We start from the raw sequence: 12,905 nt of genomic DNA, 5'->3' as shown, positions 1-12,905 counted from the left end.
ACCAGGCCGTTATTGCGTGATGAGCGCTTCGACGATGGCCTTGGCGCTGTCGCTTGCCCAGTCTGCATCGCCGCGCAACCGGGCCACTTCACGCCCTTCAGGGTCGATCAACACGGTGATCGGCAGTCCGAAAATACCCATCTGGCTGGCCAGCGATTGTTGTGGGTCTTGATGCCGGGGCAGATTGTCGATGCCGGTTTCTTCGAAGAATTTCTTGATCCCCTCAGGCGAATTCCGGCCCGTGGCAATGGTCACGACCTCGAAGGCATCGCCGCCGAACTCCGCCTGCAATTCGGAAAGCTGCGGCATCTCCTTGCGGCACGGGGCGCACCAGGTGGCCCAGAAGTTGAGCAAAATATACTTGCCGCGATAGGCTTCCAGCGTCTGCTCGCCCGCGCCATCCGCAAGGTCATAAGAGGCTGTCGACGTGGCCTCTGGCACTTCGTGGAATATCAGTTTCCGCATGTCCCCGTCGCGTAACAGAGCGGCCTTTGTCAGATCAGCCTGCGCGCTCTCCGGAGCCAAGATTGCGCCCGCGCCAAGGGCCGTATAAACGAGCGCAGCAAGTATTCTTTTCATATCCCCTCCGAAGGGTTCTTCCAAATGACAGACACGCCCGCCGCCAAATCCTCCAATGCCTCCAACCAGATGTGGGGCGGTCGCTTTGCCGCCGGTCCGGATGCAATCATGGAGGCAATCAACGCCTCGATCGGCTTCGACAAACGGATGGCGGCGCAGGACATTGCAGGATCGCGGGCGCACGCCGCCATGTTGGGGGCGACGGGCATTCTGGAACCTAGCGACGTCGAGGCCATTCGGGAAGGTCTCCTCACGGTCTTGTCAGAAATAAACGAAGGCGCTTTTCAGTTTTCAACCGCACTCGAAGACATCCACATGAATGTGGAAGCGCGGCTGAAGGAAATTATTGGGGAACCCGCGGGCCGGCTGCACACCGGGCGCAGTCGCAACGATCAGGTGGCGACCGATTTCAAGCTGTGGGTGCGGGACCAGCTGGATGCCTCTGAAAGCGGCCTGATCGCCCTGATGCGGGCGCTTTTGGGGCAGGCAGAGGCCGGTGCCGATTGGGTAATGCCCGGTTTCACGCATCTTCAGACCGCACAGCCGGTCACATGGGGCCACCACATGATGGCCTATGTTGAAATGTTCGGGCGGGATTTGGGCCGGGTGCGGGACGCGCGGGCGCGGATGAACACCTCGCCCTTGGGGGCCGCGGCGCTGGCGGGCACGTCCTTTCCCATCGACCGGCACATGACCGCAAAAGCGCTGGGGTTTGATGCGCCGGCGGCCAATTCGCTGGATGCGGTGAGCGATCGCGATTTCGCGCTGGAGTTTCTGGGCGTGGCCAGCATTTGTGCCATGCATCTGAGCAGGTTCGCCGAAGAGCTCGTCATCTGGTCGTCGGCGCAGTTCCGCTTTGTCACCCTGAGTGACCGGTTTTCCACCGGGTCGTCGATCATGCCTCAGAAAAAGAACCCAGATGCGGCCGAACTGATCCGCGCGAAAGTCGGCCGCATTTTTGGCGCAAATACCGCTTTGATGATGGTGATGAAGGGGCTGCCGCTGACCTATTCCAAGGACATGCAGGAAGATAAGGAGCAGGTGTTTGACGCTGCCGACAACCTGATGCTGGCACTGGCCGCGATGACCGGGATGGTCTCGGACATGACCGCGAACCGTGACAGTCTTGCAGCGGCGGCAGGGTCCGGTTTTTCCACGGCCACCGATCTCGCGGACTGGCTGGTGCGCGTTCTGGGCCTACCGTTCCGGGATGCTCATCACGTGACGGGAATCCTCGTGGCATTGGCTGAAAGCAAGGGCTGCGATCTGCCGGAATTGAGCCTCGATGACATGAAATCGGCGCATCCCGATATCACCGCGCAGGTTTTCGACGTGCTTGGCGTGGAAAACTCGGTTAATAGTCGTACATCCTATGGGGGAACCGCGCCATCGCAGGTGCGGGCACAAGTCGACCGTTGGAAGGAAATGATCGCATGATCCGTTTGAGCGCTTTGTTGATGTGCCTGGCTCTTGCCGCCTGCGGTGCGGACGGTGAACCCATCGCGCCGAGCGTCAACGGTGGTGTGACGATCAATCAAAATGGCATTCATCCCAGTGCGAGCGTCGGCCTGTCCAAGGGACGGCTTTCGCTGTGGCTGGGCCTCTGACCTGTGACGGGGCTGCGCATCGTTTTCCTGGCGCTCGCCGTTTGGGGGGCGGTTCATCCGATGAGCTACTTCATCGGGTGGTTCTCCGAAAATGGCTACGACCTGATGGCAATGGTCGATGCGTGGCATGCGAACGCCGCCACCAGCGGGCTGGTCTGGGACCTCACGATAGCCGCGGTCACGCTCACCGTGTGGATCATCGCCGAGACGATCCGCTCGCGACGGTGGGTTGGATTACTCGCCATCCCGGCAACGTTTTGCATCGGGGTAAGCTGCGGGTTGCCTCTTTACCTGTTCTTGCGCTTGCAAAAGGTCCCATAAGGTCAATTTTCAACCTATGGTAGGTGGATTTCGGCCCTTCGGGAAACAGTATTTTTCAACTATTTGTAAAGCGTGAAGCGCCAAATTGTGTCAAAATGATGATGAATTTTCGTTATCGGCCGTGTATTGCGCGGCACCGTTCTTAATGAGTGAAGGTATCTCATGCAAAGATTTCTGAAGCCCGCGGCTGTTGCTGCCGCATTGTCACTGGCGCCAGTCGCTGTATCCGCCGCAACATATGTGATCGATTTCGGAACAGGTGCCACCTCGGCAACGCCGATGACCGAATATGCCGAAGATGGCTTTCGTTTTGCCGTCTCCGGCAATTTCAATCAGGGCGTTACCGGCGCAACACTTTTCGACACCACATGCGTCGCGGCCCCGGAAAACCAGAACTGCGGTGGCGACAGCGATCTTACCTCCGCCGGATCGCCCGGCTACACTCAGGGTGACAACGGGGTCGCGGGCAACGTGCTGATCCGTCAGGAAGCCGGTGCTACCGTGCCAGACGATGCGGCGACATCCGGGTTCATTCTGTTCACCCTTTTGAGCGACACACCTTTTTACTGGGTCGGTGCCTCAGCCGTTGATGACGGGACCTTCACCTTCCGGACAAGTGCATTTGATGGCGGTACAAGCAATATCGGGTCGATCACGCTGGGCGAGAACGAAACCGGCAGCACGACCTTCCGCTCCGGGCTGATCTCGCAAGGGGATTGGCTGCGTTTCCGCTACAGCGGCTCCGGCGGCATCGATGCGCTGGTGTTCGAAACACCGATGCCGGTGCCTGTTCCCGCGGCGTTGCCCTTGATGCTGGTCGGAATGGGCGCGTTCGGCCTCGCTGCGCGCCATCGTAAAAACAAACCCGTATAATGTTGGTTCATACGGATCACATATCCACCGGGGCGGCGCAAGCCGCCCTTTTTTTGAGCGGGGCACGTCGATCAATTGATATCCGGCGCGGATTTGCGTAAGCGCTCATCATGGATCACTTCATCTATAAAAACGGCGCCCTGCATGCCGAAGACGTGCCTGTCGCGGAGATCGCGGCGGCGGTAGGCACGCCATTTTACGTCTATTCGACGGCGACACTCCTGCGCCACTTCCACCTGTTTGACGATGCGCTGGACGGTCTCGACCACCTCGTGTGCTACGCAATGAAGGCGGCGAGCAATCAGGCGATCCTGAAAACCCTGGCACAGGCAGGCGCTGGCATGGACGTGGTGTCGGGCGGCGAATACCGGCGGGCCAAAGCAGCCGGAGTACCCGGGGATCGGATCGTGTTCTCCGGTGTCGGCAAAACGGCTGCGGAAATTCGGCTGGCATTGGAAGGTGGCATTCGCCAGTTCAACGTCGAATCCGAGCCGGAGATGGAAGTGCTGAACGCAACGGCGCTGGCCATGGGGCAGATGGCCCCGATCACCATTCGCGTCAATCCGGATGTCGACGCCAAAACCCATGCGAAAATTGCAACCGGCAAATCCGAGAACAAGTTCGGCATTCCAATATCGCGAGCGCGCGAGGTTTATGCGCTGGCCGCATCGATGGACGGGCTGGAAGTGATTGGCATCGACGTTCATATCGGCAGCCAACTCACCGATCTTGCTCCGTTTGAAGCTGCGTATCAAAAAGTTGCCGAACTGACCGAAACACTGCGTGCCGACGGCCATAACATCCGTCGGCTGGATCTGGGCGGCGGGCTTGGCATTCCTTATGCACGCGACAATCAGGCACCGCCCCTACCGGTGGACTACGGCGCGTTGGTCAAGCGCACCCTGGGTCATCTTGGGTGTGAGATCGAGATCGAACCGGGACGGCTGATTGCCGGAAACGCCGGGCTGATGGTGTCAGAGGTGATCTACGTGAAATCCGGCGAGGACCGTGATTTCCTCATCATCGACGGTGCGATGAACGATCTGATCCGCCCGGCCATGTACGAAGCCTACCATGACATCATTCCGGTGATCGAACCCGCGCCGGGGGTCGATCAGGTCAAGTTCGATATCGTTGGCCCGGTTTGCGAATCCGGGGATACCTTCGCCAAGGGGCGGTTCATGTCTCCTGTCACCGCGGGAGAGCTTGTGGCCTTCCGTTCTGCCGGCGCTTATGGCGCGGTTATGAGCAGCGAATACAATTCGCGCCCCCTGATCCCCGAAGTTCTGGTGAATAAGGATCAATTTGCGGTTATTCGCCGACGTCCGACCTTTGACGAAATGATAAATCGGGATACCATTCCAGAATGGCTCTGATTGCGTATCCCCGCAGTCGGGGACAAGCGGAGACGAAGCGATGGCATCATTTTCCCGGCACGATGCGAAACGCAGCCTGAAGGCTGTGCGCTGGCCCTTGCGGCTGACACGCCTTGGGATGCTGGCGGAATCCCTCGTGCAGAGCCTCTGGCCGCTGCTGACGGTCTGTCTGCTCGTGCTGGCGGCGCTGATGCTGGGCCTGCAGGACAGCATCGCGGTCGAGGTTGTCTGGGCTATTGCCGTGGTTGCAGGCCTGGGCGGTCTGGCCGCTCTGGGTTATGCCTTTGTGAAATTCCGCGTGCCGTCGCAGGCACAGGCGATAGCGCGGCTGGACGCCAGTCTGCCCGGACGCCCCTTGCAGGCATTGTCCGACACCCAGACGATTGGCGCGGCGGATGCGGCATCAACTGCCGTCTGGCGGGCGCATCAGGCGCGCATGGCGGCGCGGGCGGCTCAGGCAGAACCCGTACCGGCGGATTTGCGGATCTCTTCGAGAGATCCTTATGCATTGCGGTATCTCGCCATTCTGGTTTTCGGGATCGCGTTGCTTTTCGGGTCCATCTGGCGTGTGGGCTCGGTCACGCAAATGGCCCCAGGCGGGGCGGATCTGGCTTCCGGGCCGGTCTGGGAAGGATGGGCCGAAAGCCCCCGCTACACCGGACGCCCGACGATATACCTCAATGATATTCCCGAAGGATCCCTGCGGGTGCCGGTGGGCAGCCTGATCACTTTGCGGCTTTACGGTGAAGTGGGGGCATTGACCCTGTCAGAAACGGTATCGGGGCGGACCGAAGTGCCGCCTGCGTCCGACCCGGCACAGGATTTCACGGTGGTTCAGGACGGCACGATTGCGATCAATGGTCCGGGCGGGCGCAACTGGCAGGTTGAAATCATCCCGGACGCGCCGCCCCAGATCGCGGTTCTGGACGATCCGGAAGCATCGGCGATGGGAGAGATGACGCTGCCCTTTGAAGCGCGCGACGACTACGGCGTGGAAGCCGGAGAGGCGCGGTTTACCCTCGATCTGGTCTCGGTCGATAGGCGGTATGGCCTGGTAATCGATCCCGAGGCCCGGCCCGATCTCGTGGTGCCCCTGCCGACGCCGATTGCAGGCAACAGACGGGAGTTCGAGGAAAACCTGATCGAAGATTTCTCGCAGCATCCTTGGGCCAATTTGCCGGTTCTCGTCCGACTTTCGGCGCTGGATGGCGCCGAACAGCGTTTTGAGACCGACCCGCGTGCCATGGTGTTGCCCGGGCGCCGTTTCTTTGACCCCGTTGCCGCCGCCGTGATCGAACAGCGCCGCGACCTGCTGTGGGCCCGGGTCAACAACAAAAGGATCAGTCAGATTTTGCGGGCGACATCCTATCTGCCCGAAGATCTGTTTCGCAATCAGACCGACGCGATGCGTTTGCGCAAGGTGATCAGGCAGCTCGAAACCTTTGCCAAATATGGCCTGAGTGACGAGATGCAGGAAAATCTGGCGCGGGAAATGTGGGACCTTGCCCTGATCATGGAAGAGGGTGATTTGGCTGACGCGGCCGAGCGTATGCGCCGGGCCCAGGAGCGCCTGAACGAAGCTATCAAGAACGGTGCCTCGAACGAAGAGATTGCCGAACTGATGCGTGAGCTGCGCCGCGCGACGGAAGACTATCTGCAGCAGCTTTCACGTCAGGCGCAGCGGCAGCAGGAAGAAAACGACGAAAACGGGCAAGGCAACCCGCAGAATTCCATGCAGATGACGCAGGATGATCTGCAGCGGATGATGGACCGCATTCAGGAACTGATGGAGCAGGGCCGCATGGCCGAGGCTCAGCAAGCGTTGCAGGAACTTCAGGAACTGATGGAAAACATGCGCGTGACGCAGGGCCAGCAGGGTCAGGGCGGGCAAAGCCCCGGCGAACAGGCCATGGAAGGCCTGTCCGAGACGTTGCGCGAACAGCAGGGTCTGTCAGATCAGGCATTCCGCGACCTGCAGGAGCAATTCAACCCCGGTGCGCAGGCCGGCGAAAACCAGGGCAATGAAGGTCGTAACGGCGGTCAGGGCCGTGGTCAGAGCCACGAAGGACAACAGGGCCAAGGCGAGGGCGGTGATGACCAGAGCGGTGCTCAGCAAGGCAGCCCGTCACAGGGGCAGCCGGGTGGAGACGCCGAGGGCTCGATTGCCGATCGCCAGCGGGCGCTACGCGATGAACTGCGCCGCCAGCAGGACAATTTGCCCGGTGCCGGCACACCGGAGGGAGATGCGGCGCGCGAGGCACTGGACCGCGCCGGCCGGGCCATGGATGGGGCGGAAGAAGCCCTGCGGGAAAACGATCTTGCCGAAGCGATCAACAATCAGGGGCAGGCCATGGAGGCCCTGCGCGAGGGTATGCGGTCACTGGGCGAGATGATGGCGCAGCAGGATCAGAACCGCCAGCCGGGGCAGGGCGCGCAACAGTCAGATCGGCGCGCCGACAACCGTGATCCGCTGGGGCGCGAATCCGGCAATGCGGGTGCGGAAGGTGACAACGGACCCTTGGCGCTCAATAACGATGCCTACGGCCGCGCACGTGAACTTCTGGATGAAATCCGCCGCCGCTCCGGTCAGGTGGATCGCCCGGAGGTCGAACGTAACTATCTGAAAAGACTGCTTGACCGTTTCTGATCGATCCAAGCGGCGAAGCGCTACCTGCTGCTGGAATCGGCCGCCGCATCCAGCCAGTTCAGCACACCTTCGACCTGTGCGTCCAGCCACATGCGCCCCTGATCAACTGCCCCGACATAGGCGCTGATCCATGGATCAGCCTGTGGAACGGTATCGGCCAGTTTGGGTGCGTAGACATAAAGCACGGCCAGAATGAGCGCGAGGATCACCATCAACATGAACCCGCGGCCAAAACTGCGTTTCTCACGCACTTCGATCTGCGCGGTCTGACCCGGATCTTCACCGGGCGAGCGGTCGCTGTTGGACCGAAGGGTCGAATTGATCTCTTCGATGTCGGGTAGCAGATCGCGGCGTGATCCGATGGCGGCGGCCGTTTCCAGCGGCACATCCGCAGGATCCTCGCCGCGCATCCGTGCCATGCGGTCACGGGCTTCGCGGGCCCGTTTGCGCGCTTCGTCACTGCCTTCGGCCTCGTTCAGCCCCAGATCAGGCTGGCTCTCGACCGTGCCAGAGACTTCGTTTTGCCGCGCCTGCGTTTCGAGCTCCGCTTCCTCGCGCAGAACGTTTGCGATGTCCGGGTCAAGGCTTCGGCGCGCAGGCTGCGGGGGCGGGGTCTCTTCCAATGGCGGTTCAACCGCGCCTTCGTCATCCGGTTCTGGTTCAGGCTCTGGTTCCGGTGTCGCTTCGGCAGCCTCACCTTCCGCCTTGGGCGCTTCTGCGTCGTCGGCAACACCTTCGTCATCGGGGCGCACGACTTCCTCGTCCGGGGCGGCTTCGGCCTTCTTTGCGGCTTCCGCTTCGGCCACGGTGTCGGGATGTTCCTGAAACCATGTCTGCCCGCAGTTGGAGCATTGTACGTCACGCCCGTCATGCGGCATGACATCATCGGGAACTTCGTATTGCGCGTCGCAATTGGGACAAATCAAGCGCATGTTACATCCTGCTGCATCGTGACCCCATGTCTGTTATTATTTTTCTGCACCATATTGCCATCAACGTCGTGCGAAAAGTGTTAACTGCGAACAAAGCTTGCAAGTGATGCATTGAAACCAGACCGGTGCTGAGGCACAACAACGCAAGAATTGTTCAGGGGGCCGTGTGATTGAGCTCGAAAATGTCGCCTACAGCTACGGGGGCGGCGCGTTACTATCGGATATTTCGCTCAAACTGGCACCGGGCTCCTTTCATTTCCTGACGGGCCCGTCCGGCGCGGGCAAGACCACGCTGCTCAAGCTGTGTTACGGCGCACTCCTGCCGACGTCAGGGGATGTCACCCTCTTCGCCGACGATCTGCGCGGCCTGGAACGCGACGATATCGCGATGCTGAGGCGGCGGATGGGGGTCGTGCATCAGGACTGCCAGTTCCTCAACCACCTGTCTGTCACCGAGAACATTGCGCTGCCGCTTCGCGTGTCCGGGCGCCATGCCGAGGCCGCCGGTGACGATCTGACAGAACTGATGGCCTGGGTGGGCTTGACGCACAGGGCCGACGCACTGCCGCCGGAGCTGTCGGGCGGGGAACGGCAGAGGGCCGCGCTGGCCCGCGCGGTGATCATGTCGCCCGACGTCATTCTCGCAGATGAGCCGACGGGCAATGTGGACTGGGAGATGTCCCAGCGGCTGCTGCGGCTACTTGTGGAGCTGAACAAGATGGGCAAGACCGTCTTGGTTGCGACTCATGACCTGAGCCTGATCCGCGCTGCCAAGAGCCAGGTGCAGGCGCGCGTTCTGCGGATTGCAAACCAGCGCGTGCAGCTTGCGGGGGCGGACCTATGAGCATCACCCGCAAGGACCTGCGCCGCATTGTTCTGGGCGACCGGCAGGCTGACCGCGTTGTTCCGCCGACGGGATTCACCGCGCAACTGACCCTTTTTGCAGCAGGTGCAATGGCCTTTCTGGCGGTTTTTGCAATGGCGCTGTCCCTTGCGTCCGGCCGGCTGGCTGCGCGGTGGGGCGACGAGCTTGCGCGCTCTTCTACCATTCGGATCGTTGCACCACTGGACCAGCGCGCCGCGCAGACAGAAGCCGCGCTGCGCATTCTGGAGACCACCGCGGGCGTTGCTTTCGCGCGCGCGCTGAGCGACGAGGAACAGCAGGATTTGCTGGCCCCGTGGTTCGGCGCGGATCTCGATCTGCAGACCTTGCCGGTGCCCAGATTGATCGAAGTCATCGAGGAAGACAGCGGCTTTGATGCGGCGGGCCTGCGGCTGCGTCTTGCGGCGGAAGTGCCGGGGGCGGTGCTGGATGACCACAGCCGCTGGCGCGCACCGCTGGTGCAGGCGGCAAATCGGCTGAAACTGCTCGGCTGGCTGTCTGCCGGTCTCCTTGGACTGACGATCGCCGCCATGATCACGCTGGCGGCCAATGCGGCGCTTGCGGCAAACGCGCAGGTCATTGCTGTTTTGCGGCTGGTCGGCGCCACGGATCGATACATCGCCCAGGCCTTCATACGCCGCTTCACGCTCAGGGCATTCGGTGGTGCCGTCGTCGGCTCTGTTCTGGCGATGACCGCCGTTCTGTTGCTGCCTGCAGCATCTGATACTGGCGGCTTTCTCACCGGCCTCGGGTTTCAGGGGTGGCATTGGTTTTTGCCCTTCACCATCCCGGTGCTTGCCGGTGCCGTTGCGTTTTTAGCGACAGGTGCTGCTGCAGGGCGTGCCCTCAAAAGGTTGGCGTGATGGTACAATATATCCGGTCTGTCATTTTCATCACGCAGATGTACATCGCGATGCCCATCGTGGGCCTGGGGTTCGCGCCCTGGGCGATGTTCAGTCGGCGGGGCGCTTACGCGGCGTGTAAAACATATTCCCGCTACGTGTTCTGGACGGCGCGCTGGATGGTCGGCATGCGATGCGAAGTGCGCGGTACGGTCCCGGATGGCGAAGCCCTGATCGCGGCCAAACACCAGAGTTTCCTGGACATCATGATGATTTTCACCGCTTTGCCGGCTGCCAAGTTCATCATGAAAAAAGAGATATTGATGACCCCGATCATTGGCCAATACGCGCGGCGGCTGGGATGTGTTGCGGTGGACCGCGGAAAGCGTGGCGCCGCCATCGACAAGATGGTGTCGGATGTGAATGCGGGCCGTGCCGAACCCGGCCAGTTGATCATTTACTCGCAAGGCACCCGGGTCGCTCCGGGCGCGAAGAGGCCTTACAAGGTGGGCACAGCAGTCCTGTACGAACAGCTGGCTCAACCCTGCGTGCCCGTGGCGACCAATGTCGGCGTGCTCTGGCCCAAGCGCGGCATGCTGCGAAAGCCCGGCGTTGCGGTTGTTGAATTTCTGCCGCAGATCGCTCCGGGTATGACACGCGAGGCCTTTATGGCCGAGTTGGAGACATCTGTCGAAGATCGGTCGGATGCGCTGATGGCCGAAGCGGGGTTCACGCATGACAAGCAGTCCTGAAAAAATTCAGTCCATCGACGCATTGCTGGCGCTTTATGGCGCGCCGGGCGCCCCGTCCTTGCGCAAGGTCGCGCGCCGAATGACGCCGCTTTACCGCAAGTGGATCATGGCCTCGAAACTCTGTGTTCTGAGCACGGTAGGCGCGGATGGCACTGACGGCAGCCCACGGGGAGACGACGGCCCCGTTGTTCTGGAGCTTGATCCCGGCACGTTGGCGATGCCGGACTGGCGTGGCAACAACCGCTTGGATTCACTGCGTAATATCGTCGAGGATGGCCGTGTTTCCCTGATGTTCTTGGTCCCGGGGTCAAACAATGTCGTTCGGGTCAACGGTCATGCATGGTTGACGGCTGATCAGGAAATCCGGGAGCGGTTCGCCAGGAAAAACCGGTTGCCCGCGACCGTGATCATCATCGAGATCGCGGAGATTTATACGCAGTGTGCGCGGGCTTTCATGCGTGCTGCTGTGTGGTCTGGCGAGGATGACAGCGACCAACTGCCCAGCGTCGGTCAGATCCTTGCGGAAATGACCGACGGTGAAGAAGGTGGGACGCCCTATGACGATGCATGGGGCGCCCGTGCGGCCAAGACCATGTGGTAGGACGCCGGTCGGTTTACATGTGAATGGGTCCGTCCCCGCAGGCGAGAGCGGCTTCACGCACCGCTTCGGAATAGGTCGGATGCGCGTGGCAGGTCATCGCCAGATCTTCGGCTGACGCCCCGAATTCCATCGCAACGCAGACTTCGTGAATGAGGTCCCCCGCGGCCGGGCCGAGAATATGCGCGCCGAGAATGCGGTCCGTCTCTTTATCCGCCAGAATTTTCACGAAACCGTCCCCGGCGAAATTCGCCTTCGCGCGCGCGTTCCCCATAAAGCTGAACTTGCCGACCTTATAGGCACGCCCTTGTTCTTTCAGCATTTCTTCGGTTGCGCCGACATTAGCGACCTCCGGGTGGGTGTAGATGACACCCGGGATGACCCCGTAGTTGACATGGCCATGCTTGCCGGCCACCTGCTCTGCTGCCGCCATGCCTTCGTCTTCCGCCTTATGGGCGAGCATGGGGCCTTCGATCACATCGCCAATGGCATAGATGCCCGGCACGTTCGTTTGCCATGTCTCGTTCACGTTGATCTGGCCGTGCTTGGTCATCTCGACACCCAGCGCCTCCAGCCCCAGCCCATCTGTGTAGGGTTTGCGCCCGGTTGCGAGCAGAACGACGTCTGCATCGATCACGTGTTCGCTGTCGTCCTTGCGCAGCTTGTAGGTCACTTTCGCCTTGGTCTTTGTCGCATCGGTCTTCTGAACAGCGGCCCCCATGACAAAGGTAAGCCCTTGCTTTTTAAGCGTTCTCTGGAAAGTTTTTTGAATTTCCGCGTCCATGCCGGGGGTAATGGCATCCAGAAACTCCACCACGGTGACCTCGCTGCCGAGCCGCGCGTAGACGGACCCGAGTTCCAGCCCGATCACCCCGGCGCCAATCACCACCAGCCTCTTGGGCACCTTGCCGAGTTCCAGCGCGCCAGTGGAGGTCACGACGACTTTCTCGTCAACCTCCACACCTGGCAAAGACGCGGGTTCGGAGCCTGAGGCGACAATGATGTTCTTGGCCTCATGAACGTCATCCCCGACCTTGACCTTGCCCACTTCCGGGATTGACCCCCAGCCTTTCAGCCAGTCTACCTTGTTCTTTTTGAACAGAAATTCGATGCCCTTGGTGTTGGTGGTCACCGTGTCCTGCTTGTAGGTCAGCATCTGTTTCCAGTCGACCGACGGGCTTTTGCCCTTCAGCCCCATGGTGGCAAAATTGTGCTCTGCTTCATGCAGCATATGGCTTGCGTGCAGCAGGGCCTTGGAGGGGATACAGCCGACGTTCAGGCAGGTGCCGCCCAGCGTGTCACGCCCCTCGACGCAGGCCACTTTCAGCCCCAGCTGCGCGCAGCGTATCGCGCAGACATAGCCGCCGGGGCCGGAGCCGATGATGATAACGTCATAACTTGCCATGGGTCTCTCCTTGGGCGTAATTCGCGGTCTTCGGGCGATGCACCGTTTGTGCACCGATCGTACACAGGCCGTACACCATCAAGTGGTTTT

13 protein-coding genes are annotated in these 12,905 nt (G+C 60.9%); 10 read left to right on the top strand and 3 right to left on the bottom strand.

Annotated elements, in window-relative coordinates:
• Positions 1-9: 9 nt before the first annotated feature.
• On the bottom strand, positions 10-579 hold the full coding sequence (locus KX928_RS18125; protein ID WP_219505525.1) for a TlpA family protein disulfide reductase: 570 nt from the start codon (positions 577-579) through the stop codon (positions 10-12).
• A 24-nt stretch (positions 580-603) separates the two neighbouring features.
• Here KX928_RS18125 and argH point away from each other — a divergent pair, with 24 nt between their 5' ends.
• The 6 genes from argH (at position 604) to KX928_RS18095 (ending at position 7,403) form a co-directional block, all read left to right on the top strand.
• A complete protein-coding gene (argH, locus tag KX928_RS18120) occupies positions 604-2,016 on the top strand; it encodes an argininosuccinate lyase (RefSeq protein ID WP_219505523.1) in 1,413 nt (470 codons plus the stop codon).
• Complete coding sequence (locus tag KX928_RS18115; protein WP_219505521.1) at positions 2,013-2,186, top strand: hypothetical protein; 174 nt, start codon at positions 2,013-2,015, stop codon at positions 2,184-2,186. Before argH ends, KX928_RS18115 begins: the two co-directional genes overlap by 4 nt.
• Before the next feature lie 12 nt (positions 2,187-2,198).
• Positions 2,199-2,507, top strand: a complete 309-nt coding sequence (locus KX928_RS18110) for a DUF2834 domain-containing protein (protein WP_219505991.1) — start codon at positions 2,199-2,201, stop codon at positions 2,505-2,507.
• 162 nt (positions 2,508-2,669) lie between these two features.
• Positions 2,670-3,380, top strand: a complete 711-nt coding sequence (locus tag KX928_RS18105; RefSeq protein WP_219505519.1) for a VPLPA-CTERM sorting domain-containing protein — start codon at positions 2,670-2,672, stop codon at positions 3,378-3,380.
• 110 nt (positions 3,381-3,490) lie between these two features.
• The gene (gene lysA / locus KX928_RS18100; RefSeq protein WP_219505517.1) at positions 3,491-4,756 is read left to right on the top strand and encodes a diaminopimelate decarboxylase; all 1,266 of its coding nucleotides are present in this window, start codon (positions 3,491-3,493) and stop codon (positions 4,754-4,756) included.
• 40 nt (positions 4,757-4,796) lie between these two features.
• On the top strand, positions 4,797-7,403 hold the full coding sequence (locus KX928_RS18095) for a TIGR02302 family protein (RefSeq protein WP_219505516.1): 2,607 nt from the start codon (positions 4,797-4,799) through the stop codon (positions 7,401-7,403).
• Between the two features lie 20 nt (positions 7,404-7,423).
• On the opposite strand, the gene KX928_RS18090 is transcribed toward KX928_RS18095, so the two are convergent.
• Positions 7,424-8,335 carry a zinc-ribbon domain-containing protein gene (locus KX928_RS18090; protein WP_219505515.1) on the bottom strand — a complete coding sequence of 304 codons (912 nt, stop codon included), beginning with the start codon at positions 8,333-8,335 and terminating at the stop codon, positions 7,424-7,426.
• Positions 8,336-8,501: 166 nt separating this feature from the next.
• Between KX928_RS18090 and KX928_RS18085 the strand changes: the two genes are divergently transcribed.
• From KX928_RS18085 to KX928_RS18070, 4 genes are read left to right on the top strand one after another with little or no spacing between them, the layout of a single operon-like run.
• On the top strand, positions 8,502-9,179 hold the full coding sequence (locus tag KX928_RS18085) for a cell division ATP-binding protein FtsE (RefSeq protein WP_219505514.1): 678 nt from the start codon (positions 8,502-8,504) through the stop codon (positions 9,177-9,179).
• Positions 9,176-10,081, top strand: coding sequence for a cell division protein FtsX (locus tag KX928_RS18080; protein WP_219505513.1), 906 nt, complete (start codon positions 9,176-9,178; stop codon positions 10,079-10,081). The genes KX928_RS18085 and KX928_RS18080 overlap by 4 nt, the downstream gene beginning before the upstream one ends.
• Positions 10,081-10,812: a lysophospholipid acyltransferase family protein gene (locus KX928_RS18075; RefSeq protein WP_219505512.1), complete on the top strand. Its 732-nt coding sequence runs from the start codon at positions 10,081-10,083 to the stop codon at positions 10,810-10,812. Before KX928_RS18080 ends, KX928_RS18075 begins: the two co-directional genes overlap by 1 nt.
• Positions 10,796-11,413 carry a pyridoxamine 5'-phosphate oxidase family protein gene (locus KX928_RS18070; protein WP_219505511.1) on the top strand — a complete coding sequence of 206 codons (618 nt, stop codon included), beginning with the start codon at positions 10,796-10,798 and terminating at the stop codon, positions 11,411-11,413. The genes KX928_RS18075 and KX928_RS18070 overlap by 17 nt, the downstream gene beginning before the upstream one ends.
• Before the next feature lie 13 nt (positions 11,414-11,426).
• Here KX928_RS18070 and lpdA read toward each other — a convergent pair whose 3' ends face one another.
• Complete coding sequence (lpdA, locus tag KX928_RS18065; protein ID WP_219505510.1) at positions 11,427-12,815, bottom strand: dihydrolipoyl dehydrogenase; 1,389 nt, start codon at positions 12,813-12,815, stop codon at positions 11,427-11,429.
• Positions 12,816-12,905 lie beyond the last annotated feature (90 nt).

The sequence above is a fragment of the Roseobacter insulae genome (assembly GCF_019375555.1).
Taxonomy (GTDB): Bacteria; Pseudomonadota; Alphaproteobacteria; order Rhodobacterales; family Rhodobacteraceae; genus Roseobacter; species Roseobacter insulae.
Note: the sequence above shows the minus strand (reverse complement) of the source record. Positions and strands in the feature narration are given on the sequence as shown.

Coding starts and splice junctions, on each gene's coding strand:
- lysA (WP_219505517.1), top strand. CDS start 3,491: ATGGATCACTTCATCTATAAAAACGGCGCCCTGCATGCCGAAGACGTG.
- KX928_RS18070 (WP_219505511.1), top strand. CDS start 10,796: ATGACAAGCAGTCCTGAAAAAATTCAGTCCATCGACGCATTGCTGGCG.
- KX928_RS18075 (WP_219505512.1), top strand. CDS start 10,081: ATGGTACAATATATCCGGTCTGTCATTTTCATCACGCAGATGTACATC.
- KX928_RS18095 (WP_219505516.1), top strand. CDS start 4,797: ATGGCATCATTTTCCCGGCACGATGCGAAACGCAGCCTGAAGGCTGTG.
- KX928_RS18080 (WP_219505513.1), top strand. CDS start 9,176: ATGAGCATCACCCGCAAGGACCTGCGCCGCATTGTTCTGGGCGACCGG.
- KX928_RS18090 (WP_219505515.1), bottom strand. CDS start 8,335: ATGCGCTTGATTTGTCCCAATTGCGACGCGCAATACGAAGTTCCCGAT.
- lpdA (WP_219505510.1), bottom strand. CDS start 12,815: ATGGCAAGTTATGACGTTATCATCATCGGCTCCGGCCCCGGCGGCTAT.
- argH (WP_219505523.1), top strand. CDS start 604: ATGACAGACACGCCCGCCGCCAAATCCTCCAATGCCTCCAACCAGATG.
- KX928_RS18105 (WP_219505519.1), top strand. CDS start 2,670: ATGCAAAGATTTCTGAAGCCCGCGGCTGTTGCTGCCGCATTGTCACTG.
- KX928_RS18115 (WP_219505521.1), top strand. CDS start 2,013: ATGATCCGTTTGAGCGCTTTGTTGATGTGCCTGGCTCTTGCCGCCTGC.
- KX928_RS18125 (WP_219505525.1), bottom strand. CDS start 579: ATGAAAAGAATACTTGCTGCGCTCGTTTATACGGCCCTTGGCGCGGGC.